Source organism: Hymenobacter frigidus (genome assembly GCF_014640435.1).
GTDB lineage: Bacteria > Bacteroidota > Bacteroidia > Cytophagales > Hymenobacteraceae > Hymenobacter > Hymenobacter frigidus.
The window spans coordinates 20,578-43,635 of record NZ_BMGY01000016.1; the positions used below are offsets into that span (position 1 = coordinate 20,578).

Genomic DNA, 23,058 nt, shown 5'->3' on the forward strand with positions numbered 1-23,058 from the left:
CAATACTACTTCGGTAGTCATCGCATCAAAAGGGTCCGTTTTCCGGCAATCGGCCGGTCAGCATCAAATTGGGGAGGTTCCAGAGCGGCCAAATGGGACAGACTGTAACTCTGTTAGTGTAAACTTTCGAAGGTTCGAATCCTTCTCTCCCCACTTTTTTAGGCCAACTGCGGGAGTAGCTCAGCTGGTAGAGCGGCAGCCTTCCAAGCTGCAGGTCGCGGGTTCGAACCTCGTCTCCCGCTCATTTTTAGCATAAGCCGTTTTAGCTCAGTGGTAGAGCACTTCCTTGGTAAGGAAGAGGTCATGGGTTCAAATCCCATAAATGGCTCAGATTATAACACAAGTCCGCTGGTCTGAATATCTCAGCTCGGTGGCGCGGTTCTCTCAGGTAAGCGACGCACAGTTTTCTAGTAGTAGGGGCTGAGTCTCGCTTTCTTGTTGTAGGGTCGCATTTATCCTTCAAATTTACTTCACCACCTCTTTTTTACTCTTTACAATGGCTAAAGAAAATTTCGACCGGTCCAAGCCGCACGTAAACATCGGTACCATCGGTCACGTCGACCACGGCAAGACCACCCTGACCGCTGCTATCACCATGGTGTTGGCAAACCAGGGTTTGGCCGAAAAGCGTGACTTCTCTTCGATTGACAATGCTCCCGAAGAAAAAGAGCGTGGTATCACCATCAACACCTCGCACGTAGAGTACTCGACGGTTAACCGTCACTACGCTCACGTTGACTGCCCCGGTCACGCCGACTATGTGAAGAACATGGTAACGGGTGCCGCCCAGATGGACGGTGCTATCCTCGTGGTAGCTGCCACCGACGGCCCAATGCCCCAGACCCGTGAGCACATCCTGCTCGCCCGTCAGGTAGGTGTTCCTCAGCTGGTGGTGTTCATGAACAAAGTAGACATGGTGGACGACCCCGAGCTCTTGGAGCTGGTGGAAATGGAAATCCGTGAGTTGCTCTCGTTCTATGACTTCGACGGCGACAACATTCCGGTTATCCAGGGTTCGGCCCTCGGCGGCCTGAACGGCGATGCCAAATGGGTGCCGAAAATCGACGAGCTGATGGCTGCAGTCGATTCGTTCATTCCGATTCCTGCTCGTCTGACCGAATTGCCTTTCCTGATGCCTGTTGAGGACGTGTTCTCGATTACGGGCCGTGGCACGGTTGCCACCGGTCGTATCGAGCGCGGTATCATCAACTCGGGTGAGCAAGTTGACATCCTCGGCATGGGCGCTGTTCAAGGCCTGAAGTCGACGGTTACGGGTGTGGAAATGTTCCGCAAAATCCTTGACCGTGGCGAAGCTGGCGACAACGTGGGTCTGTTGCTCCGTGGTATTGAGAAAGAAGCCATCCGTCGCGGCATGGTTATCTGCAAGCCCGGTTCGGTAACCCCTCACCAGAAGTTTAAGGCCGAAGTCTACGTTCTCTCGAAAGAGGAAGGTGGCCGTCACACGCCGTTCTTCAACAACTACCGTCCGCAGTTCTACCTGCGTACCACCGACGTTACCGGCATCATCACCCTCCCCGAGGGCGTTGAAATGGTAATGCCCGGCGACAACATCACCATCACCGTTGAACTCATCGCCAAGGTGGCAATGGAGAAAGGCCTGCGCTTCGCTATCCGTGAGGGTGGCCGCACGGTAGGTGCTGGTCAGGTAACCGAAGTTCTCGACTAAGCTCTGGCTTAATCAGCGTAAAAAAGCCGCTCTCGACTCTTCGGGGGCGGCTTTTTTACGCTGAAACAGAATGGGGTATTTGTTTTCTCCACTGTTTCTCTTACCTTTGCACTCCCTTTGACGAAATGCGTTGGCGGGAAGTGTCTTTATACGAGTGTGGTGCAGCGGTAGCATACGGGTCTCCAAAACCTTTGACGGGAGTTCGAATCTCTCCACTCGTGCAATTTGGGCCGGTTGGCCCGCTCCATGTCGTTATCAGCAGCAACGCTGTTTTTCTCTCAAGCTATGGACAAACTGAGCAATTATTTCCGCGCCACCATCGAGGAAATGCGTTACAACGTAACGTGGCCTTCCACGACGGAGCTGCAAAAAAGCGCCGGTCTGGTGCTGATTGGTTCGCTCATATTTGCCGTAGTTGTGGGCGTCATGGACATCAGCTTTGAGTCGGTACTTAAAGCGTTTTATAACTCGTTTCGCTAATCAATAGTCAAGATGGGCGAATTGAAATGGTACGTGGTGCGCTCCGTGAGCGGCCAGGAAAAAAAAGCCAAAAATTACCTCGAAACCGAGCTCGGCCGGCATAGCCTAACCGAGTTGGTTCCCCAAGTACTGATTCCAGTGGAAAAGGTATTTGAGATGCGCAACGGCAAGAAGCGCGTCCGCGAGCGGAACCTCTACCCTGGCTACATTATCATCCACGCTGACCTCAGCCACGGCGAAGTAGACCACATCATCACCAGCACGCCCGGCGTAATTGGCTTCCTCGGTGACAAAGACAAGAAGGATTCGGCTAATAATAAGCCCGTCCCGCTACACATCACCGAAGTGAATCGCATCCTCGGCATCGTAGACGAAGCCGAGCAGCAAATCACCGCTACCCTCGACAAGCCTTATGTAGTTGGCGAGTTGGTGAAAGTAGTGGACGGCCCTTTCAACGGTTTCTCCGGTAACGTGGACGAAGTATTCGAAGAGCGCAAAAAACTTAATGTAGTTGTGAAAATCTTCGGCCGTTCGCAGCCAGTAGAGCTCAGCTACACGCAGGTAGAAAAAGAGATTTAATAACCCACCGATTATACCACGCCGACTGATTGCTCCGGGTCGGTGGGGCTTCCAACTAGGAGTTTACTAAACTGCGGCAAACACGAGTTACGACGTAGGCGCCCCAGCCAATTCAATCAAATGGCCAAAGAAATCAGAGGTTATCTGCGCTTGCAGATAAAGGGAGGCTCAGCGAACCCATCGCCGCCGGTAGGACCTGCACTTGGTAGCAAAGGCTTGAACATCATGGAGTTTTGCAAGCAGTTTAACGCTCGCACCCAAGATAAAGCCGGCCAGGTTTGTCCTGTACTAATCACCATGTACACCGACAAGTCGTTTGACTTCGTGGTGAAGACGGCGCCGGCTCCGGTGTTGCTCATGGCAGCAGCTAAGTTGACGAGCGGTTCGAAAGAGCCGAATCGGAACAAGGTAGGCTCCGTGACATGGGACCAGGTGCGCACCATTGCCGAAACGAAAATGGTTGACTTGAACGCCTTTAAGGTGGAGTCGGCGATGAAGTCGGTGGCTGGTACGGCCCGTAGCATGGGTATTACCGTCAGTGGCACTTCTCCTTTTGCTGAATAATTAAACGGAGAAACGACAGATGGCAAAAATCACAAAAAAGCGCAAGGAAGCCCTTGCCAAGCACGACCTCACGGAAGTGCGCAGCCTGCTTGAGGCTGCCAAAGTGGTGAAGGATATTACCTACACCAAATTCGACTCTTCGGTTGACATTGACGTTCGCCTCGGCGTGGACCCCCGCAAAGCGGACCAGATGGTCCGTGGCGTGGCCACCCTGCCCCACGGCACCGGCAAAACCGTTCGCGTACTGGCTCTCGTGACTCCCGATAAGGAGGCCGAAGCTTTGGCCGCTGGCGCCGACTTCGTGGGTCTGGACGACTACATCTCGAAAATCGAAAAAGGCTGGACCGACATCGACGTCATCATCACCATGCCGGCTGTTATGGCCAAAGTGGGCCGCCTGGGCCGTGTGCTCGGCCCCCGTGGTCTGATGCCAAACCCGAAGTCGGGCACCGTAACCACCGACGTAGCCAAGGCTGTGCGGGAAGTGAAAGCTGGTAAAATCGACTTCAAAGTCGACAAAACCGGTATCATTCACTGCTCGGTAGGTAAAGTTTCGTTTGACGAAAGCATGCTGGCTGAAAACGCCCTGGAAATTATCCAGACGTTGAACCGCCTGAAGCCTTCCTCGTCGAAAGGTACCTACATCAAGAGCATCACGCTCAGCAGCACGATGTCGCCCGCCGTTCCGGTAGACAGTCAGGTAAACTCCGCTAACTAATTAACCAACCAAACATGACCAGGGAAGAAAAACAAACCCTCGTGGATGAGTTGAGCGGAAAGATTCAATCGCACAACTCGTTCTACATCGTCGATGCTTCGGTGATGTCGGTAGCGAAAATCAACGAGTTTCGTCGTCTGTGCTTCAACCGCGGGATGGAATATAAGGTGTATAAAAACACCTTTATCCGGAAAGCGCTGGACACCTTGGGCCACGACACTTCGGAGATGGATGCAGCGCTGAAAGGCTCGTCAGGCGTGTTGTTCTCCTTGGAGAGCGGCTCGGCTCCCGCCAAACTGTTGCGTGACTTCTACAAGTCGCAGGCATACGGCCGGAACGTGACGCCCAAGCCCGTGCTGAAAGGCGCTTATGTAGATGCCAGCATCTACATCGGTTCCGACCAGCTCGAAGGTCTCACGACCCTCAAAGGCAAGCAGGAACTGCTCGGCGAACTCATCGGCCTGTTGCAATCACCCGCCAAGAATGTTATTTCGGCGCTGCAAAGCGGCGGCAACAAACTGGCCGGTATCCTCAAAACGCTTTCCGAAAAAGAGGCCGCCTAAGCGCCAACTCTTTTTCGACTTCAATAATAAATTTTCAACAACACATTTTTTTAACAATCTACAGAAATGGCAGATTTGAAAGCATTCGCTGAGCAGCTTGTAAACCTGACGGTGAAAGAAGTAAACGAATTGGCAACCATCCTGAAGGACGAGTACGGCATTGAGCCCGCTGCTGCTGCTCCCGTGATGATGGCTGGTGGCGGCGGCGCTGCGGTCGAAGAGGCTCCTGAGGAGAAGACGTCGTTCGACGTTATTCTGAAGGCTGCCGGCGGCGCTAAGCTGGCTGTTGTGAAGCTGGTGAAGGACCTGACCGGTTTGGGTCTGAAAGAAGCCAAGGAATTGGTTGATGGTGCTCCCAAGGCTGTGAAAGAAGGCGTAACTAAGGACGAGGCTGAGTCGCTGAAAAAGCAGCTCGAAGAGGCCGGTGCTGAAGTAGAGGTTAAGTAATTTCTGCTCCTGAAGCATTTCTGGACTCGCTTCGAATAAGGACTAGACCTGGCAACTTAGTCAGGTCTTTTCCTGTTTGTAGTCTGGTAGTTGCCTCGGGCTTCTGTTTTGAGAACCACCTGCGCCCCCTAGGCGCTTTTTTGGACTGTGCCCATATCTAAGCACTTGGCTTAACAAAGCATTTTCCTTTTGCCAGCATTTAGCTGGTGACTATAGTACGCTTCCGTGTCCATCTTTTAATCCCCCACGCATTGGCTACACCGAAAGCAAAAACGGCCGCGCTGAAAAAGGCCGCCGTCGCGCGAATCTCATTCGCAAAGATTAAAAAGGTTATTGAGTACCCGGACTTCCTGGACGTGCAAGTACGCTCGTTTCAGGAATTCTTTCAGTTGGAGACGGCTGCTGAGCGCCGTTCTAACGAAGGACTGTTCAAAGTGTTCGCCGAGAACTTTCCGATTTCGGACTCGCGCGAAAACTTCGTCCTGAACTTTATTGACTATCACGTCGACCCGCCGAAATATTCGGTCGACGAATGCATCGACCGTGGCCTTACTTATTCAGTGCCGCTGAAAGCCAAGCTCCGGCTGATTTGCAACGACAAGGACAACGAGGATTTCGAAACGATTGAGCAGGAGGTGTTCCTTGGTAACATCCCCTACATGACCGTGAAGGGCTCGTTTGTTATCAACGGTGCTGAGCGCGTTATCGTATCGCAGCTGCACCGCTCGCCGGGCGTGTTCTTTGCCCAAAGCAAGCACACGAACGGCACCAAGCTGTATTCGGCCCGTATTATTCCGTTCAAAGGTTCGTGGATTGAATTTGCCACAGACGTGAATAACGTGATGTACGCCTACATTGACCGGAAGAAGAAATTCCCGGTCACGACGCTGCTCCGCGCTATTGGCTACGGTACCGACAAAGACATTCTCGACCTGTTCGGTCTATCGGAGGAAGTTAAGGCCGACAAGAAAAATCTCAAGAAAGCCGTTGGTCGCAAGCTAGCTGCTCGGGTGCTGCGCACCTGGACGGAAGACTTCGTGGACGAAGACACCGGCGAGGTGGTATCCATTGACCGCAACGAAGTGTTGCTGGAGCGTGATGCCACGATTGAGGAAGCCGATATTGATGTGATTCTGGAGGCTGGCGCCAAGTCGGTCGTCATGCACCGTGAAAACGTGAACATTGCGGACTTCGCAATCATCTATAACACGCTGCAGAAGGATAACTCCAACTCGGAAAAAGAAGCCGTGGAGCAGATTTACCGTCAACTCCGGAACACGGAGGCTCCTGACGAAGAAACTGCCCGTGACATCATCCAGAAGCTGTTTTTCTCGGACAAGCGCTACGACCTCGGGGAAGTAGGCCGCTACCGGATTAACAAGAAGCTCCAGATTGGCATGGAACAAGAGTCGCGGGTATTGACCAATCAGGACATTGTGCTGATTGTGAAGTACCTGATTGGCTTGAGTAATTCGAAGGCTATTGTCGACGATATTGACCATTTGAGCAACCGTCGGGTGCGCACCGTGGGCGAGCAGCTTTACGCCCAGTTCGGCGTGGGCCTGGCCCGTATGGCGCGTACCATCAAGGAGCGCATGAACGTGCGCGACAACGAGGATTTTAAGCCGGTGGACTTGATTAATGCTCGGACTTTGTCCAGCGTAATCAACTCGTTCTTCGGTACGAACCAGTTGTCGCAGTTCATGGACCAGACCAACCCGCTGGCCGAGGTGACGCACAAGCGTCGCGTATCGGCGCTCGGGCCAGGAGGTCTATCGCGTGAGCGTGCTGGCTTCGAAGTACGTGACGTTCACTACACGCACTACGGCCGTCTTTGCACCATCGAAACGCCGGAAGGACCAAACATCGGTCTGATTTCGTCACTGTGCGTACACGCTCGCGTGAACGCCATGGGCTTTATTGAGACGCCTTACCGTGACGTGAAGAACGGCAAGGTGGACATGAGCACCAACGTGAAATTCCTCACCGCTGAGGAGGAGGATACCCACCACATCGCGCAGGCCAACTCCCTGCTCGACGACAAGGGAAACCTAACCCAGGAACTGGTGAAAGGTCGTTTTGAAGGAGACTTCCCGGTAGTAAACCCGTCGGAGTATTCCTACATGGACGTGGCCCCGAACCAGATTGTGTCGGTGGCAGCTTCGCTGATTCCGTTCCTGGAGCACGACGATGCTAACCGGGCCTTGATGGGCTCGAACATGCAGCGCCAGGCTGTGCCGTTGCTCCGCCCGGAGGCTCCGATTGTGGGCACGGGTTTGGAAGCACGCATTGCCAGCGACTCGCGGACGCTGATTATGTCGGAAGGTGAAGGCGTAATTGATTACGTGGACGCCAACAAGATTGTGGTACGGTACGACCTCACGGATGACGACGTCATGGTGAGCTTCGACGCCGAGCGTATTACGTATGACCTCATCAAGTTCCGTCGCACCAACCAGGACACTTGCCTCAACCTAACGCCGCTCGTGAAGCGCGGTGAGCGGGTGACTAAAGGCCAGGCTCTCTGCGAAGGCTACGGCACCAATCAAGGCGAACTCGCCTTGGGCCGCAACATGCAGGTAGCCTTTATGCCTTGGCAGGGTTACAACTTCGAGGATGCCATCGTTATCTCGGAGCGCGTGGTACGCGACGATATCTTCACCTCGATTCACATTGAGGAGTTCGAGTTGGAAGTGCGTGAAACCAAGCGTGGCGAAGAAGAACTGACTTCGGAAATCCCGAACGTGAGCGAAGAAGCAGTTCGTAACCTCGACGACAACGGCATCATCCGCCTCGGTGCGGAGGTGAAGGAAGGCGACATCCTGATTGGTAAAATCACGCCGAAAGGCGAGACGGACCCCACGCCGGAAGAGAAGCTGCTCCGTGCCATCTTCGGCGATAAGGCCGGCGATGTTAAGGATGCTTCGCTTAAAGCGCCGCCCTCTTTGCAGGGTGTGGTTATCGGCACCAAGCTGTTCTCGCGTCCTAAAAAAGACAAAAACCTGCGGGCCAAGTCGAAAAAGGAAGTGGAAGACCTGAAGGCCACCTACGCGCAGGAACTGCGTGGTGTGAAAGCCATCATGGTTGATAAGCTGGTGCAGTTGCTGGAAGGCAAGACGAGCCAGGGCATCAAGCACCGCTTCGGCGAGGAAATGATTGTCAAGGGTGTCAAGTTCAACCGCAAGAACATCAACGAGGGGATGTTCCCCGAGAAGAACCCCTACAAGGACGAAAGCAACTACGCCGTTCCGGAAGAAGTGAACCTGTTTAAGGACCTGATTCTGGAAGGTTGGACGGCTGATGCCCGCGTGAACGGTTTGGTGCTGGAGCTGGTGCGTAACTACGCCAAGCGCCGCAACACCATCACCGCCCGCTTCAAGCGTCAGCGCTTCACCTTGGAAGTTGGTGACGAACTGCCCGCTGGCATCGTGCAATTGGCCAAAGTTTACATCGCCAAGAAGCGTAAGCTGAAGGTGGGTGATAAAATGGCTGGTCGTCACGGTAACAAAGGGGTTGTGGCCCGCATCGTGCGCGATGAGGACATGCCTTTCCTGGCCGACGGCACGCCGATGGACATCGTACTGAACCCCCTGGGTGTGCCTAGCCGCATGAACATCGGGCAGATTTACGAAACCGTACTCGGCTGGGCTGGTCTGAAATTGGGTCGCACTTACGCTACCCCGATTTTCGACGGTGCTACCGAAGCCGAAGTTTCGGCAGAGTTGACCGCGGCGGGCTTGCCCGTATTCGGCCGGACTTACCTGCACGACGGCTTGACCGGTCAGCAGTTTGACCAGCCGGTGACCGTGGGCGTGATTTACATGCTCAAACTGGGTCACTTGGTGGATGACAAGATGCACGCCCGTTCCATCGGACCGTACTCGCTCATCACGCAGCAGCCGCTGGGTGGTAAGGCGCAGTTCGGTGGCCAGCGCTTCGGCGAAATGGAGGTGTGGGCATTGGAGGCCTTCGGTGCTTCCAACGTGCTCCAGGAAATCCTGACGATAAAGTCGGACGACGTGGTGGGCCGTGCGAAGGCATACGAAGCCATTGTAAAAGGCGACATTTTGCCCAAGCCAAACATCCCCGAGTCGTTCAACGTGCTGCTCCACGAATTGCGTGGTCTGGCACTGGAAATCACCTTGGAGTAATTAGTAGCCGCTTGATGCTTGTGGAGCCAATGCTTCGCAAGCATCAAGCGGCTTGACTGCCGGTAAGTAATAGGAGTGGCTAAATGAGCCGCTCTGGTAATAAAAAGTGAGAAAACGCTTCGGTGCCCGTCGCATGAGAAGCTGTTCCGAGATACGGTCAGAACAGTACTTAATTCTCTACGCGGCCTAATCGAAGGCCTTCTCGCTTTTAGCCTACCGGTCAGATAAGAAGAATTCGACCTTTTGAAAGTGCCTTTGCTCAACATACCTATCTGTTTCGCAAAGGCACTTTTCTAAGAGTCAAACTGTTTGAAACTCTTGCATTCTTCTGGCGAAGAATGAGGCGTCAAACAGCTCAAAGCCAACAGCTAACAGCTTAAACCCAATCAAATGGCTTTTGCAAAAAACAAGAAAATAGTTCAGGACTTCTCCAAAGTCACTATTTCGCTGGCCTCGCCCGAAGCAATTCTGGAGCGCAGCACCGGCGAAGTCGTGAAGCCTGAAACCATTAACTACCGCACGTACAAGCCCGAGATGGGTGGCTTGTTCTGCGAGCGGATTTTTGGTCCGGTAAAGGACTGGGAATGCCACTGCGGTAAGTACAAGCGCATCCGCTACAAGGGCATCATCTGCGACCGTTGCGGCGTGGAAGTGACCGAGAAAAAGGTGCGTCGTGAGCGCATGGGCCACATTGAGTTGGTGGTGCCCGTTGCCCACATTTGGTACTTCAAATCGCTCCCCAACAAAATCGGCTACCTGCTGGGCTTGCCCACCAAGAAGCTCGACCAGATTATCTATTACGAGCGGTACGTCGTAGTTCAGCCCGGTACCTTGGCTGAGGAAGGCGTACAGATTCTTGACTTCCTCACCGAGGACGAGTACCTGGACATCATCGACAAACTCCCCCGGGAGAACCAGATGTTGCCCAATGAGGACCCCAACAAATTCATCGCCCGCATGGGTGCCGATGCCCTGCACATGTTGCTGGAGCGCATCAATCTGGACGAGCTGAGTTACTCATTGCGTGACTCCGCCGCCCACGAAACTTCGCAGCAGCGTAAGGCTGAAGCGTTGAAGCGCTTGCGTGTGGTAGAAGCTTTCCGTGACGCCGCTACCCGCGTGGAGAACCGCCCCGAGTGGATGGTCATCCGCATGGTGCCGGTGATTCCCCCGGAATTGCGCCCTCTTGTTCCGCTCGACGGTGGCCGTTTCGCTACTTCCGACTTGAACGATTTGTACCGTCGCGTTATCATCCGCAACAACCGTCTCAAGCGCCTGATTGAAATCAAAGCGCCCGAGGTGATTCTGCGGAACGAGAAGCGGATGCTGCAAGAGGCCGTCGATTCGCTGTTCGACAACTCGCGCAAGGTGAACGCCGTGCGTGCAGAAGGCAACCGTGCCCTGAAGTCGCTGTCCGACATGCTGAAAGGCAAGCAGGGCCGCTTCCGTCAGAACCTGCTTGGTAAGCGTGTCGACTACTCCGGTCGTTCGGTTATTGTGGTTGGTCCGGAGTTGAAACTGCACGAGTGCGGTCTGCCCAAGAACATGGCAGCCGAGCTGTTTAAGCCGTTCATTATCCGTAAGCTCATCGAGCGCGGTATTGTGAAAACGGTGAAATCGGCCAAGAAAATTGTGGACCGCAAGGACGCAGTGGTTTGGGACATCCTGGAAAATGTGCTGAAAGGCCACCCAGTATTGCTCAACCGGGCTCCTACGCTTCACCGTTTGGGTATCCAGGCGTTCCAGCCGCGCCTCATCGAGGGCAAGGCTATCCAACTGCACCCCCTCGTTTGTACGGCTTTCAACGCTGACTTTGACGGTGACCAGATGGCTGTGCACGTTCCCCTCGGACCGGCCGCTATTCTGGAAGCCTCCATGCTCATGCTGGCTTCGCACAACATCCTGAACCCCGCCAACGGCGCACCCATCGCGGTGCCGTCGCAGGACATGGTTTTGGGCTTGTACTACGTTACCAAGGGCAAGCGTAGCACCGACGACGAGAAGATTGAAGGCGAAGGCCGCGTGTTTTACTCGGACGAGGAAGTGGTTATCGCCCTCAACGAGAACAAGCTCTCGAAGCACGCCTACATCAAGGTGCGGACGCAGATTCGGGATGAGAACGACGAGATGGTGACCAAGGTGATTGACACCGTGGCCGGCCGCGTCCTCTTCAACCAGATGATTCCGGCAGAAGTCGGTTTCGTGGACGAGCTGCTGACCAAAAAGAAGTTGCAGCAAATCATCTCGACGGTATTCAAGCGCACGGGCATGGCCCGCACCGCGCAGTTCCTGGACGACATCAAGACCCTCGGTTTCCAGTCGGCCTACAAAGGCGGCCTGAGCATGGGTCTGGGCGACATCCAGATTCCGAAAGAGAAGGACGAGCTGATTCTGCAAGCCCAGAACGACGTGAAAGCGGTAACCCAGAACTACCAGATGGGTCTGATTACCGACAACGAGCGTTACAACCAGGTCATCGACATCTGGACGCGCATCAACAACCAAATCACGGAAACGCTGATGGGTCGTTTGGAGCGCGAAAACCAGGGCTTCAACTCCATCTACATGATGATGCACTCGGGAGCCCGTGGCTCGCGCGAGCAGATTCGTCAGTTGGGCGGGATGCGTGGCCTGATGGCCAAGCCCCAGAAGTCGCTGCAAGGCTCGATTGGCGAGATTATCGAAAACCCGATTCTGTCGAACTTCAAAGAAGGTCTGGACGTAATCGAGTACTTTATCTCGACCCACGGTGCCCGTAAGGGCTTGGCCGACACGGCCTTGAAAACGGCTGATGCCGGTTACCTGACCCGTCGTCTGCACGACGTGGCGCAGGATGTGATTGTGAACGAGCAGGACTGCGGCACGCTGCGGGGCATCGACACGTTTGCGCTCAAGGACAACGAGGACGTGGTGGAGCTGCTGGCTGAACGCATCCTGGGCCGCGTGGCCGTGCACGACATCATCGAGCCCCGCACGGGCGAAATGATTTTGGTGGCGGGCAACGAAATCAACGAAGAAGTAACCCGTCGGGTTGATTTGGCGGGCATCGAATCGGTGGAAATTCGCTCGGTGCTGACCTGCGAAAGCAAGCGCGGCATCTGCGCCAAGTGCTACGGCCGCAACCTGGCTTCGGGCCGCATGGTGCAGCGTGGTGAGGCTGTCGGTGTTATTGCCGCGCAGTCGATTGGGGAGCCCGGCACGCAGCTCACGTTGCGTACTTTCCACGTAGGTGGGGTGGCATCCAACATTGCGGTGGAGTCGAACATCAAAGCCAAGTTTGCGGGTGTGGTGGAGTTTGAGGACATCCGTACCGTGACCACCACCACCGCCGATGGCGTGAAGGGGGCCGTGGTAATGGGACGCTCGGGCGAAGTCCGCATCGTGGAGAAAGGCACCGGCCGCGTCTTCATGACCAACCACGTTCCCTATGGCTCGTTCATGCTCGTGAAGGAAGGGCAGGAAGTGGAGAAAGGCACTGAGTTGAACAACTGGGACCCGTACAACGCCGTGATTTTGGCCGAGTTCGACGGTACCGTGCAGTTCGATGCCATCACCGAAGGCGTGACGTATCGCGAGGAGTCGGACGAACAGACCGGTCACCGCGAGAAGGTTATTATCGAGTCGAAAGCGAAGGACCAGAATCCGTCCATCATCATTCGCCCCGGTAAAAAGGGCGATGTTGAAGGCCAGAAAGGCTACAGCATTCCCGTGGGTACCCACTTGAACGTGGAGAATAACGAGAAAATCAAGGCGGGCCATATCCTAGCCAAGATTCCGCGCTCGGTGGGCAAAACCCGTGACATCACGGGTGGTCTGCCCCGCGTAACGGAGCTGTTCGAAGCCCGGAACCCGTCGAACCCGGCCGTGGTGTCGGAAATCGATGGCGTGGTAACTTACGGTACCGTGAAACGCGGCAACCGTGAAATCTACGTTGAGTCGAAAGACGGTGTCAAGAAGAAGTACATGGTACCGCTGTCGAAGCACATTCTGGTGCAAGACAACGACTTTATCCGCGCCGGCATGCCGCTATCGGATGGGGCCATCACGCCGTCCGACATCCTGAGCATTCAGGGTCCCGGTGCCGTGCAGGAGTACCTCGTGAACGAGATTCAGGAAGTGTACCGCTTGCAGGGCGTGAAAATCAACGACAAGCACATCGAGGTGATTGTGCGGCAGATGATGCAAAAAGTCGTGATTCTCGATGCCGGTGACACGTCGTTCCTCGAAAATCAGGTGATTGATAAAATCCTCTTCATGGCCGAGAACGACACGATTATCGACATGAAAGTCGTGACCGAAGCCGGTGACTCAGCCAACATGAAGCCCGGTCAGATTGTGACGGCCCGTCGCCTCCGCGACGAGAACAGCAGCCTGAAACGCCGCGACCTGACCTTGGTGCAAGTGCGCGACGCGCAACCTTCGGTTTCGCGCCCCACGTTGCAAGGCATCACGCAAGCGTCGTTGGGTACGGCCTCGTTTATCTCGGCGGCCTCTTTCCAGGAGACGACCAAGGTGCTGAGCGAAGCCGCTATTCGTGGCAAATCCGACCAGCTCTTGGGCTTGAAGGAGAATGTCATCGTCGGTCACCTCATTCCGGCCGGTACTGGCTTGCGCGAGTACACGCGTCAGATTGTAGGCTCGAAAGAGGAAATGGAGGCTGCATTAGCCGCCAAGGCTGCCGAAGAAGCAGTGCCTGTCAAGCGGCCCAGCCGCGCCGGCAAGCGCGAAGTGTCGGCTGAGTAAGCCAACCCTTTAAAGCAAGAAGAGGCCGACCGGTGCAAACCGGTCGGCTTTTTTGTTTTCCTTTGTTAGAACATGGATAACGTCCCATCAGGAACCATTTTCTGTAGGATTGCAAAGCGACTAGGGAAGGTTATTGCAGTAACACTTTGCTTATTCGTGGTCTTTATGCTTCTTCTCATATACAGGGCTGATTCCATGTAACCAATCTTTCAGAAAGACTATGCAACCAACCGACCAAAACCCGGACCCCAACGCCATCAACATTGAGCTTTCCGAAGCCATGGCCGAGGGCGAATACGCCAACCTCGCCATGATTGCGCACAGCAACAGCGAGTTCGTGATTGATTTCATCCGCATGATGCCCGGCCTGCCCAAGGCCAAGGTGAAGGCGCGTATCGTCGTCACGCCTGAGCACGCCAAGCGCCTCCTGCAAGCTCTCACGGAGAACATCGAGCGGTTTGAGGCCGCCTTTGGGCCCATCAAGATGCAGAACGAAGCCCCGAGTTACCCGATGAACTTCGGCGGCGCGGTAGGGGAGGCGTAAGCTGAACTGGAAGCTTTAGCTGCTAAAGCGTCTTCACTAGATAGTGGAGGCGCTTTTTTGCTGCCCCTCCGGCAACCTCACTCCCTGACCCCCTCTCCAAAAGAGAGGGGAAACCGGTCTTGCGCAGGCGTCAGGCGCCCCTCTCTTCTGGAGAGGGGCCGGGGGTGAGGTTGCCGGAGGGGCGACTTCGCAACAGCTACAGAAAATTAACATCCTCACGCTGTTTGCTATTGCGGCGAAATAATCTTACCTTTGCAAGCCAAATTTCAGGGGCAAACGGCTCCAAACAAACCATCCACTAAATGCCAACCATCAATCAGTTAGTACGAAAAGGCCGTGAGGCTTTGACTACCAAGTCGAAGTCGCCCGCCCTTGATTCGTGCCCGCAGCGTCGGGGCGTGTGCACCCGTGTGTACACCACCACGCCTAAGAAGCCGAACTCGGCTATGCGCAAAGTGGCCCGTGTGCGCCTTACCAACGGTAAGGAAGTAAACGCATACATCCCCGGTGAAGGCCACAACCTCCAGGAACACAGCATTGTGCTGATTCGTGGCGGCCGGGTTAAAGACTTGCCAGGCGTGCGTTACCACATTATCCGTGGCGCCCTGGACACCGCCGGTGTAAGCGGCCGCACGCAGCGCCGTTCGAAGTACGGTGCCAAGCGTCCGAAGCCCGGTCAGCCCGTAGTGGCCGCCAAGGGTGCACCCGCTAAGAAGAAGAAATAATTTATTAGTTGTCAGTTGCCAGTAATCAATTGCCGGGGTGTGTAAATCCTGATAATTGACCGCTGGCAACTAACAACTGACAACTAAATAAACCAATGAGAAAGTCAAAACCAAAGAAGCGCATCTTGCTGCCGGACCCTAAATACAAGGAGACGCTGGTGACCCGCTTTGTGAACTACATGATGTACGATGGTAAGAAAAACCTGGCCTACACCATTTTCTACGATGCCTGCGACCTCGTAGAGGCCCGCACTAAGGAAAGCGGCCTCGAAATGTGGCGCAAAGCGTTGAACAACGTGATGCCGACCGTGGAAGTGAAAAGCCGCCGCGTAGGTGGTGCCACTTTTCAGGTTCCGATTGAAGTGCGCGCAGACCGCCGCATTTCGGTAGGTGCTAAATGGATGATTCAGTACGCGCGTCGTCGTGGTGAGAAGACCATGAAGGACAAGCTGGCTGGCGAAATCATCGCTGCTGCTAAAGGTGAAGGTGCTGCCGTTAAGAAGAAAGACGACACCCATCGCATGGCCGAGGCTAACAAAGCCTTCTCGCACTTCCGATTCTAATCAGCTTTTAGCAGCTTGGGGTCTTAGGTTCTTGGATTTTTTTGACGGACTGTTCTGTTAAACGACCCAAGACTCTAAGACCCCAAGTCGCTAAGACCCTAACCGAAATCATGGCCGTTAACAAAGACCTACAATACCTCCGCAACATCGGGATTATGGCGCACATCGACGCCGGTAAGACCACGACGTCGGAGCGTATTCTGTATTACACGGGTAAAACCCACAAAATCGGGGAAGTGCACGATGGTGCCGCCACGATGGACTGGATGGAGCAGGAGCAGGAGCGCGGCATCACGATTACCTCGGCTGCCACGACTACTTTCTGGAACTACCCTACCGACATCAAGGGCGAGCCAGTTGCGGATACCCACCAGTATAAAATCAACCTGATTGACACCCCCGGCCACGTAGACTTTACGGTGGAAGTGGAGCGTTCGCTGCGCGTGCTTGATGGTGCCGTGGCACTGTTTTGTGCCGTGTCGGGCGTAGAGCCGCAATCGGAAACGGTGTGGCGTCAGGCTGACAAGTACAGCGTGCCCCGCATCTGCTTCGTGAACAAGATGGACCGCGCCGGTGCCGACTTCTTCAAGGCCGTAAACGAAATCAAAGAGAAGCTCGGTGCCAACCCCGTGCCGCTCCAGATTCCGATTGGCGCTGAAGATACCTTCAAAGGCGTTGTCGATTTGCTGACCGGCAAAGCCATTGTGTGGGACGATGCCACCGAAGGCAAGTCGTACAGCGAAATTCCGGTGCCCGAGGACTTGGTGGAAACCGTGGCCGAGTGGCGCCAAAAGCTCGTGGAGAGCGTGGCCGAGTACGACGACGCGTTGCTGGAGAAATTCTTCGATAACCCCGACTCCATCACCAAGGAAGAAATGATGGTCGTTATCCGCCAGGCGGTAATCGACATGAAATTTTCTCCAGTGCTCTGCGGCTCAGCCTTCAAAAACAAGGGTGTGCAGACCATGCTGGATGCTGTGATGGCTTACTTGCCGTCGCCACTCGACATGCCCGCCATCATGGGCACTCACCCCGACACCGGGGCGGAAATTGTGCGTCACCCCGATAACTCGGAGCCGTTCACCGCGCTGGCGTTCAAAATTGCTACCGACCCCTTCGTGGGCCGCTTGTGCTTCTTCCGCTGCTACAGCGGGGTGTTGGACGCCGGCTCGTACGTGCTCAACAACCGCACCGGCAAGAAGGAGCGCATCTCGCGCCTCATGCAGATGCACTCCAATAAGCAGAACCCGATTGATAAAATCCAGGCGGGTGACATTGCGGCGGGTGTTGGTTTCAAAGACATCAAAACCGGTGATACGCTGAGCGAAGAGAAGCACCCCATCGTCCTTGAGTCGATGAGCTTCCCGGAGCCGGTAATTGGCTACGCTATTGAGCCGAAGACCCAGGCCGACGTTGATAGAATGGGCATGGCCATCGCCAAGCTCATCGAGGAAGACCCCACGCTGAAAGTCAACACCGACCCCGAGACCGGTCAGACGGTGTTGCGCGGCATGGGCGAGCTGCACTTGGAAATCATCATCGACCGTATGCGTCGTGAATTCAAAGTGGAAATCAACCAGGGTGCCCCGATGGTGGCCTACAAGGAGATTCTCACCAAGAAAGTCGACCACCGCGAAACCTACAAGAAGCAGACCGGTGGCCGCGGTAAGTTCGGCGACATCCTGTTTGAACTCGGTCCGAAAGAAACCGAGCCCGAAAAGCCCGGCTTCGAATTTGACAACGCCATTGTGGGCGGTGTCATCCCCCGCGAATTTATTGCCCCCATCCAGAAGGGTTTTGAAGAGGCGATGAAGCAAGGCCCCCTGGCTGGCTTCCCGATTGAGGGCATGAAAGTGCGCCTCTATCACGGCTCTTTCCACGATGTTGACTCGGACGCTCTGTCGTTTGAACTCGCCGCCCGTGGTGGTTTCCGTGAGGCGGCCCGCTTGGCTGGTCCCAAATTGATGGAACCCATCATGAGCGTGGAAGTGGTATGCCCCGACGAATACACGGGTCCCGTAACCGGCGACTTGAACCGCCGTCGTGGCCTGATGAAAGGCATGGACACCAAAGGCGGTGCCCAGCTGATTAAGGCCGACGTGCCGTTGTCGCAGCTGTTTGGCTACGTGACGGACCTACGGACGATTTCCTCGGGTCGGGCTTCGGCTTCGCTCACCTTCTCGCACTACGAGCAGGTGCCGCAAAGCTTGGCTGATGCCATCATTGCTAAAGTAAAAGGAGCTAAATAATACCGGTCACTAACTTGGTCAATCGGACCAAAACCACCAATGAATCAGAAAATTCGCATTAAGCTGAAGTCCTACGACCACAACCTCGTAGACAAATCGGCCGAGAAAATCGTGAAAGCAGTGAAGGCCACCGGTGCCATCGTTAGCGGCCCGATTCCTTTGCCGACCCAAAAAGAAAGGTTCACCGTGTTGCGCTCGCCCCACGTGAACAAGAAGAGCCGGGAGCAATTCCAGCTTTGCACCTACAAGCGCCTTGTGGACATCTTCTCGACTTCATCGAAGACCGTGGATGCACTCATGAAGTTGGAATTGCCCAGCGGCGTTGACGTAGAAATCAAAGTCTGAGGATTCGATTTCAGTGTTAATTAAGAAAAAGCCCCCCCGCATTACTGCGGGGGGGCTTTTTCTTTAGAACTTGCGGGGCTACCACTATGCACCTATGCCATTACAATCCATCTTTACCCTTGCCCGCCTGCACCGGGCCGCCTTGTTCTTCTGTGGCTGCGTCATCGTCGGTATCTTCATTGCCAATTGGTTTCGCATATTGCCAAGTATCGGTATGGCGGGTATCGCCGTGACGGGCCTTGTATATGCGGCCGCGTACCGCCGCGTAGCCCACTGGAACCTATGGCCGGTGTTCGGCAGCCTGTTTCTGGTGTTTCTCGTGCACCTTCTACAAGGCTTCAACACCGAAACCGCCAGTATGGGAGAGTACGGCAGGGACGTGGTGCTGCAACTGCCGTTTCTGGCGTTGCCATTGGGTTTCTGGCTGCTACCTGCCTTGCCCGGCCGCTACTTGCGGTGGCTATGGCTGCTATTAATAGGTATGACAGTGCTGGCTGCTACTGGCGCGACCATCAACTACCTGCTACACGCCCGCGAAATCAACGAAAGCTACCTCCACTCGAAGGTGATGCCGACGGAACCGGACCATATCCGTTTTAGCCTCATTATCACTTTGGCCATCGCGGCCGCCACATTGTTGCTGGCGCATGAAGCCCTGCGAACGGTGTGGAGACGTTGGGTTGGTGGAGCCATTGTAGTGCTGGCGCTTTTTCTGCATTTGTTGGCGGTGCGCAGCGGCGAAATGACCTTCTACGCCTTGGGCGGTCTGTCTATTTTGTGGTTGGTGCTTCGCAAGCGACAGTGGAAACAAGCCGGCGCACTGGCGGCGGTACTGGTGTTGCTACCAGTCTTCAGCTTCGTGGCATTTCCCACATTTCGTAATAAGTTCTACAATACCCAGGAGGACGTAGGCAAGGTTAAGCAAACTAATAGTGCGGAAGGCAAGAACTACTCCATCGCCGCACGGGTGTATTCCTACAAAGCCGCGCTAGCCGTATGGCAGGACAACAAGCTAGTAGGAGTGGGGAAGCCGGACTTGGAAGGGGAGATGGCTAAGCGCTATGCTACGCTCTACCCCGAAATGGGTGCCAAGTTCTACATCCAACCCCACAACCAGTACCTCTACAATCTAGCCGCCTACGGTGCTTTGGGCTTGCTAATATTCTGCATCGGCCTTTTCTACCCCGCGTGGTGGGCCCGCCGCAAACGCGCGCCGCTGCTGCTTGCCCAATATGTGAGCATTGCCCTTTCCTTCTTGGTCGAATACACGCTGGAAACGCAGATTGGCCTCGCCTTTGTGGTGTTCATCTTGCTACTTGCACTGCAAGGCTCCCTGCCCTACGAGGAAGAGGACAAGACCTGGCGTCCAGCCTAGCGTCAGGCTCCCCCTCTCCATGGGAGAGGAGGGTGAGGTTCTCGCCAGAACGGCCGCACTTGCGCGAGCTAACCGCCTCACCCAGAAAATATTTCCAATCCTGCTTGTGATTCCCAAGCCTTTTTTCCTATCTTTGCACTCCCTTAGCGAAAACGGCACTCGGTCGTTTTCTTTTTGTGTCATTTAATCATTAACAGAATGCCTGGCATCATCGGTAAGAAAATCGGTATGACAAGCCTCTTCACTCCGGATGGGAAAAACATTCCCTGCACGCTCATTGAAGCGGGTCCGTGCGTAGTGACGCAGGTTAAGACTATCGCGAATGACGGCTACACCGCCATTCAAATTGGGTACGGCGAGAAGAAAGTGAAGAACACCACCAAAGCCTTGGTAGGTCACTTCACGAAAGCCGGTACTACCCCCAAGAAAAAATTGGTCGAATTCCGCCTCGACGCCGAATCGACCTACGCCGCCGGCGCAATCATCGACGCTACCCTCTTTGCCGAAGGCGAATTTGTGGACGTTGTTGGTACCTCCAAAGGCAAAGGTTTCCAGGGCGTTGTGAAGCGTTATAACTTCCAGGGTGTTGGTGGCCAGACCCACGGTCAGCACAACCGCCTGCGTCACCCCGGTTCTATCGGTGCGTGCTCTTGGCCTTCGCGCGTATTCAAAGGAATGCGCATGGGTGGCCGGATGGGCAACGACCGCGTGAAAGTGCAGAACCTGAAGGTGATGCGCGTAGTAGGCGACAAGAACCTGATTCTGGTGAGCGGCTCGATTCCCGGTGCTAAGAATTCTTACGTGGTAATCGAGAAATAGACGATACGATGGAACTCGCAGTATACAGCCTCAAAGGCGAAGACACCGGCCGCAAGGTGACCCTGTCTGACGCCATCTTCGGTCTCGAAGTAAACGAGCACGTGATGTACTTGGACGTGAAGCAGTACTTGGCCAACCAGCGCCAGGGCACGCACAAATCCAAGCAGCGGAACGAGGTGCACGGCACCACGAAGAAACTGAAGAAACAGAAAGGTACGGGCGGTGCCCGCGCCGGCAGCATGAAGTCAGGTGTGTTCGTAGGTGGTGGCCGGATGTTCGGTCCGCAGCCCCGCGACTACAATTTCAAGCTGAACAAGAAGACCAAGCGCGTAGCTCGCCTCTCGGCTTTGTCCAGCTTGGCCAAAGACGGCAAAATCTCCATTGTGGAGAACATTGCCATGGACGCTCCCCGCACCAAGGACTTCGTTGCCATCATTGACGGCCTCAAGCTGAACAATGGCAAAAAGACCATGCTCGTGACCGGTGAGGTCAATAAGAACGTCATCCTTAGCGCCCGCAACCTGCAGAAAGTGAAAGTGTCGACGCCTATCGGCCTCAACACCCACGACCTGTTGAACACGGACACGCTCCTGATTTCGGAAGACGGCATGGCTTCATTGGTTGAACTCTATAGCACCGCCGAATAATGAGCACGCTAAAACGCCCCATCGTCACCGAAAAGGCCACTGGCCTGAACGAGAAAGGTCGCTACACTTTCGAAGTAGAGCGCACCGCCAACAAAGTGCAAATCAAGAAGGACATCGAAACGCTGTACGGCGTGACGGTAACCGACATCAACACGATGCGCACCATTGGTAAAATGAAGTCGAAAGGCACCAAAGGCGGCCAGGTTTCTGGTCGTCGTGCCCACGGCAAGAAAGCTATTGTTACTGTGAAGGAAGGCGACATCATCGACTTCTACAGCAACCTCTAGGCTTCGCCTCAATTTTCCGCCGCAAAAGCACAACTAGCTAGTAATGGCACTTAAAAAACTCAGACCAACAACCCCAGGGCAACGCTTCCGCGTTGCGCCGGCGTTTGACGAGATTACCTCGTCGACTCCGGAGAAGTCTTTGATGACTTCCCTCCCCAAATCGGGTGGCCGGAACTCTTCCGGTAAAATGTCCAACCGCTACATCGGCGGTGGTCATAAAACCCAGTACCGTATCGTGGACTTCAAGCGCGACAAAGCCGGCGTGCCGGCTACCGTGAAGACCATTGAGTACGACCCCAACCGCACCGCCCGCATCGCCCTGCTCAGCTACGCTGACGGCGAGAAGCGCTACATCATCGCACCCGCCGGCATGACCGTGGGTACGACCGTAGTATCGGGTACGGGTGTGGCTCCCGAAGTGGGCAATACCTTGCCGCTGCGCGAGATTCCCCTCGGTACCATCCTCCACAACATTGAGCTGCAGCCCGGCCAGGGCGCGGCCATGGCTCGCTCGGCCGGTACCTACGCCCAAATCGTAGCCCGCGAAGAGAAGTACGCCACGTTGAAATTGCCTTCCGGCGAGATGCGCATGGTACTTGTTACCTGCATGGCCACGGTTGGTACGGTATCCAATGGTGACCACATGAACACCCGGATGGGTAAGGCTGGCCGTAACCGGTGGGCTGGTCGTCGTCCCCGCGTTCGTGGTGTGGTTATGAACCCTGTCGACCACCCAATGGGTGGTGGTGAAGGCAAGTCGTCGGGTGGTCACCCGCGCAGCCGTAACGGTATTTTGGCTAAAGGCCAGAAGACCCGTAACAAGAACAAGTATTCGGAGAACCTGATTGTGAGCCGCAAAGGCAAGAAGTAACATATGGCACGTTCACTCAAAAAAGGGCCGTACATTGACTTCCGGCTGGAAAAGAAAGTCACGGCACTCGAAACGGCTGGAAAGAAATCGGTGGTAAAGACCTGGTCGCGCCGCTCGATGATTTCCCCGGATTTCGTTGGCCACACATTCGCTGTTCACAACGGCAATAAGTTCATCCCGGTGTATGTGACCGAGAACATGGTAGGGCACAAGTTGGGCGAATTCGCCCCAACGCGTAACTTCCGTGGTCACGTCGCCAAAAAAGATAAAGGCAAGCGCTAAGATGGAAGCAGTAGCAAAACTCCGCAATGTGCCGACCTCGCCTCGTAAGATGCGTCTGGTGGCCGACCTCGTGCGCGGCAAGAAAGTGACGCAGGCCCTTGGCCTGTTGCGCTTCGAAGCCAATATCGGCGCCGAGAAGATTGAGAAACTGCTCCTTTCGGCTTTGGCCAACTGGCAGCAGCACAACGAAGAAGAGCGGATTGAGGACGCAAACCTCTACATCAGCGAAATCTTCGTGGACGAAGGACGCCAGTTGAAGCGCCTGCGCCCCGCCCCCCAGGGCCGTGGCCACCGCATTCGCAAGCGGAGCAACCATGTGACGCTGAAAATCGACACGAAAGTGGAGAAGCTCAGCAGCAAAGGCGCTAAAGAAGCTGCCACTACTGAAAACCCTAAGGCCGACGCCAAATCCTAATTTA

21 protein-coding genes and 4 tRNA genes are annotated in these 23,058 nt (G+C 55.0%); all 25 read left to right on the forward strand.

Annotation, left to right across the window (positions count from 1 at the left end; genetic code table 11):
- The first annotated feature begins 70 nt into the window (after positions 1-70).
- The 25 genes from IEW17_RS10180 to rplV all read left to right on the forward strand — a co-directional run bounded on the left by IEW17_RS10180 (position 71) and on the right by rplV (position 23,054).
- A tRNA-Tyr gene (locus IEW17_RS10180) sits at positions 71-153 on the forward strand.
- Between the two features lie 16 nt (positions 154-169).
- Positions 170-242 (forward strand) — tRNA-Gly (locus tag IEW17_RS10185).
- Positions 243-256: 14 nt separating this feature from the next.
- Positions 257-328, forward strand: a tRNA-Thr gene (locus IEW17_RS10190).
- A gap of 168 nt (positions 329-496) precedes the next feature.
- Positions 497-1,687 carry an elongation factor Tu gene (gene tuf / locus IEW17_RS10195; RefSeq protein WP_188561945.1) on the forward strand — a complete coding sequence of 397 codons (1,191 nt, stop codon included), beginning with the start codon at positions 497-499 and terminating at the stop codon, positions 1,685-1,687.
- Between the two features lie 150 nt (positions 1,688-1,837).
- A tRNA-Trp gene (locus IEW17_RS10200) sits at positions 1,838-1,908 on the forward strand.
- Between the two features lie 64 nt (positions 1,909-1,972).
- Positions 1,973-2,167: a preprotein translocase subunit SecE gene (gene secE / locus IEW17_RS10205; RefSeq protein WP_188561946.1), complete on the forward strand. Its 195-nt coding sequence runs from the start codon at positions 1,973-1,975 to the stop codon at positions 2,165-2,167.
- A 12-nt stretch (positions 2,168-2,179) separates the two neighbouring features.
- Positions 2,180-2,746 (forward strand): transcription termination/antitermination protein NusG, encoded by a 567-nt coding sequence (gene nusG, locus IEW17_RS10210; RefSeq protein WP_188561947.1) that lies wholly within the window; start codon positions 2,180-2,182, stop codon positions 2,744-2,746.
- A 120-nt stretch (positions 2,747-2,866) separates the two neighbouring features.
- On the forward strand, positions 2,867-3,310 hold the full coding sequence (gene rplK / locus IEW17_RS10215; protein ID WP_188561948.1) for a 50S ribosomal protein L11: 444 nt from the start codon (positions 2,867-2,869) through the stop codon (positions 3,308-3,310).
- A gap of 19 nt (positions 3,311-3,329) precedes the next feature.
- A complete protein-coding gene (gene rplA, locus IEW17_RS10220; protein ID WP_188561949.1) occupies positions 3,330-4,028 on the forward strand; it encodes a 50S ribosomal protein L1 in 699 nt (232 codons plus the stop codon).
- Positions 4,029-4,042: 14 nt separating this feature from the next.
- Positions 4,043-4,591, forward strand: a complete 549-nt coding sequence (rplJ, locus tag IEW17_RS10225) for a 50S ribosomal protein L10 (RefSeq protein WP_188561950.1) — start codon at positions 4,043-4,045, stop codon at positions 4,589-4,591.
- Positions 4,592-4,657: 66 nt separating this feature from the next.
- Complete coding sequence (gene rplL / locus IEW17_RS10230; RefSeq protein WP_188561951.1) at positions 4,658-5,038, forward strand: 50S ribosomal protein L7/L12; 381 nt, start codon at positions 4,658-4,660, stop codon at positions 5,036-5,038.
- A gap of 281 nt (positions 5,039-5,319) precedes the next feature.
- Positions 5,320-9,189 (forward strand): DNA-directed RNA polymerase subunit beta, encoded by a 3,870-nt coding sequence (gene rpoB, locus IEW17_RS10235; RefSeq protein WP_188562005.1) that lies wholly within the window; start codon positions 5,320-5,322, stop codon positions 9,187-9,189.
- Between the two features lie 390 nt (positions 9,190-9,579).
- Positions 9,580-13,932, forward strand: coding sequence for a DNA-directed RNA polymerase subunit beta' (gene rpoC, locus IEW17_RS10240; RefSeq protein WP_188561952.1), 4,353 nt, complete (start codon positions 9,580-9,582; stop codon positions 13,930-13,932).
- A gap of 220 nt (positions 13,933-14,152) precedes the next feature.
- Entirely contained in the window at positions 14,153-14,476 is a 324-nt protein-coding gene (locus IEW17_RS10245) for a DUF3467 domain-containing protein (protein WP_035567389.1), read from the forward strand.
- A 302-nt stretch (positions 14,477-14,778) separates the two neighbouring features.
- Entirely contained in the window at positions 14,779-15,201 is a 423-nt protein-coding gene (rpsL, locus tag IEW17_RS10250) for a 30S ribosomal protein S12 (protein WP_188561953.1), read from the forward strand.
- Positions 15,202-15,296: 95 nt separating this feature from the next.
- Positions 15,297-15,764 (forward strand): 30S ribosomal protein S7, encoded by a 468-nt coding sequence (gene rpsG, locus IEW17_RS10255; RefSeq protein ID WP_188561954.1) that lies wholly within the window; start codon positions 15,297-15,299, stop codon positions 15,762-15,764.
- Positions 15,765-15,874: 110 nt separating this feature from the next.
- On the forward strand, positions 15,875-18,013 hold the full coding sequence (gene fusA / locus IEW17_RS10260; protein ID WP_188561955.1) for an elongation factor G: 2,139 nt from the start codon (positions 15,875-15,877) through the stop codon (positions 18,011-18,013).
- A gap of 39 nt (positions 18,014-18,052) precedes the next feature.
- The gene (rpsJ, locus tag IEW17_RS10265; protein WP_188561956.1) at positions 18,053-18,358 is read left to right on the forward strand and encodes a 30S ribosomal protein S10; all 306 of its coding nucleotides are present in this window, start codon (positions 18,053-18,055) and stop codon (positions 18,356-18,358) included.
- Positions 18,359-18,452: 94 nt separating this feature from the next.
- Positions 18,453-19,733 (forward strand): O-antigen ligase family protein, encoded by a 1,281-nt coding sequence (locus tag IEW17_RS10270; protein ID WP_188561957.1) that lies wholly within the window; start codon positions 18,453-18,455, stop codon positions 19,731-19,733.
- Between the two features lie 198 nt (positions 19,734-19,931).
- Positions 19,932-20,552 (forward strand): 50S ribosomal protein L3, encoded by a 621-nt coding sequence (rplC, locus tag IEW17_RS10275; RefSeq protein ID WP_188561958.1) that lies wholly within the window; start codon positions 19,932-19,934, stop codon positions 20,550-20,552.
- A gap of 8 nt (positions 20,553-20,560) precedes the next feature.
- Positions 20,561-21,199 (forward strand): 50S ribosomal protein L4, encoded by a 639-nt coding sequence (gene rplD / locus IEW17_RS10280; protein ID WP_188561959.1) that lies wholly within the window; start codon positions 20,561-20,563, stop codon positions 21,197-21,199.
- A complete protein-coding gene (gene rplW, locus IEW17_RS10285; RefSeq protein ID WP_188561960.1) occupies positions 21,199-21,486 on the forward strand; it encodes a 50S ribosomal protein L23 in 288 nt (95 codons plus the stop codon). Before rplD ends, rplW begins: the two co-directional genes overlap by 1 nt.
- Positions 21,487-21,529: 43 nt before the next feature.
- On the forward strand, positions 21,530-22,357 hold the full coding sequence (gene rplB, locus IEW17_RS10290; RefSeq protein ID WP_188561961.1) for a 50S ribosomal protein L2: 828 nt from the start codon (positions 21,530-21,532) through the stop codon (positions 22,355-22,357).
- A gap of 3 nt (positions 22,358-22,360) precedes the next feature.
- On the forward strand, positions 22,361-22,639 hold the full coding sequence (gene rpsS / locus IEW17_RS10295; RefSeq protein ID WP_068191730.1) for a 30S ribosomal protein S19: 279 nt from the start codon (positions 22,361-22,363) through the stop codon (positions 22,637-22,639).
- Entirely contained in the window at positions 22,602-23,054 is a 453-nt protein-coding gene (gene rplV / locus IEW17_RS10300; protein WP_505669036.1) for a 50S ribosomal protein L22, read from the forward strand. The genes rpsS and rplV overlap by 38 nt, the downstream gene beginning before the upstream one ends.
- The last annotated feature ends 4 nt before the right edge of the window (positions 23,055-23,058 follow it).

What these genes read in the sequence shown, in the direction of transcription:
- rplB (WP_188561961.1), top strand. Translation starts at nt 21,530, where the DNA reads ATGGCACTTAAAAAACTCAGACCAACAACCCCAGGGCAACGCTTCCGC.
- tuf (WP_188561945.1), top strand. Translation starts at nt 497, where the DNA reads ATGGCTAAAGAAAATTTCGACCGGTCCAAGCCGCACGTAAACATCGGT.
- rplK (WP_188561948.1), top strand. Translation starts at nt 2,867, where the DNA reads ATGGCCAAAGAAATCAGAGGTTATCTGCGCTTGCAGATAAAGGGAGGC.
- rpsG (WP_188561954.1), top strand. Translation starts at nt 15,297, where the DNA reads ATGAGAAAGTCAAAACCAAAGAAGCGCATCTTGCTGCCGGACCCTAAA.
- nusG (WP_188561947.1), top strand. Translation starts at nt 2,180, where the DNA reads ATGGGCGAATTGAAATGGTACGTGGTGCGCTCCGTGAGCGGCCAGGAA.
- rpsJ (WP_188561956.1), top strand. Translation starts at nt 18,053, where the DNA reads ATGAATCAGAAAATTCGCATTAAGCTGAAGTCCTACGACCACAACCTC.
- fusA (WP_188561955.1), top strand. Translation starts at nt 15,875, where the DNA reads ATGGCCGTTAACAAAGACCTACAATACCTCCGCAACATCGGGATTATG.
- IEW17_RS10270 (WP_188561957.1), top strand. Translation starts at nt 18,453, where the DNA reads ATGCCATTACAATCCATCTTTACCCTTGCCCGCCTGCACCGGGCCGCC.
- rplW (WP_188561960.1), top strand. Translation starts at nt 21,199, where the DNA reads ATGAGCACGCTAAAACGCCCCATCGTCACCGAAAAGGCCACTGGCCTG.
- rplC (WP_188561958.1), top strand. Translation starts at nt 19,932, where the DNA reads ATGCCTGGCATCATCGGTAAGAAAATCGGTATGACAAGCCTCTTCACT.
- rplD (WP_188561959.1), top strand. Translation starts at nt 20,561, where the DNA reads ATGGAACTCGCAGTATACAGCCTCAAAGGCGAAGACACCGGCCGCAAG.
- rplL (WP_188561951.1), top strand. Translation starts at nt 4,658, where the DNA reads ATGGCAGATTTGAAAGCATTCGCTGAGCAGCTTGTAAACCTGACGGTG.
- rpsL (WP_188561953.1), top strand. Translation starts at nt 14,779, where the DNA reads ATGCCAACCATCAATCAGTTAGTACGAAAAGGCCGTGAGGCTTTGACT.
- rpoC (WP_188561952.1), top strand. Translation starts at nt 9,580, where the DNA reads ATGGCTTTTGCAAAAAACAAGAAAATAGTTCAGGACTTCTCCAAAGTC.
- secE (WP_188561946.1), top strand. Translation starts at nt 1,973, where the DNA reads ATGGACAAACTGAGCAATTATTTCCGCGCCACCATCGAGGAAATGCGT.
- rpsS (WP_068191730.1), top strand. Translation starts at nt 22,361, where the DNA reads ATGGCACGTTCACTCAAAAAAGGGCCGTACATTGACTTCCGGCTGGAA.
- IEW17_RS10245 (WP_035567389.1), top strand. Translation starts at nt 14,153, where the DNA reads ATGCAACCAACCGACCAAAACCCGGACCCCAACGCCATCAACATTGAG.
- rplJ (WP_188561950.1), top strand. Translation starts at nt 4,043, where the DNA reads ATGACCAGGGAAGAAAAACAAACCCTCGTGGATGAGTTGAGCGGAAAG.
- rplA (WP_188561949.1), top strand. Translation starts at nt 3,330, where the DNA reads ATGGCAAAAATCACAAAAAAGCGCAAGGAAGCCCTTGCCAAGCACGAC.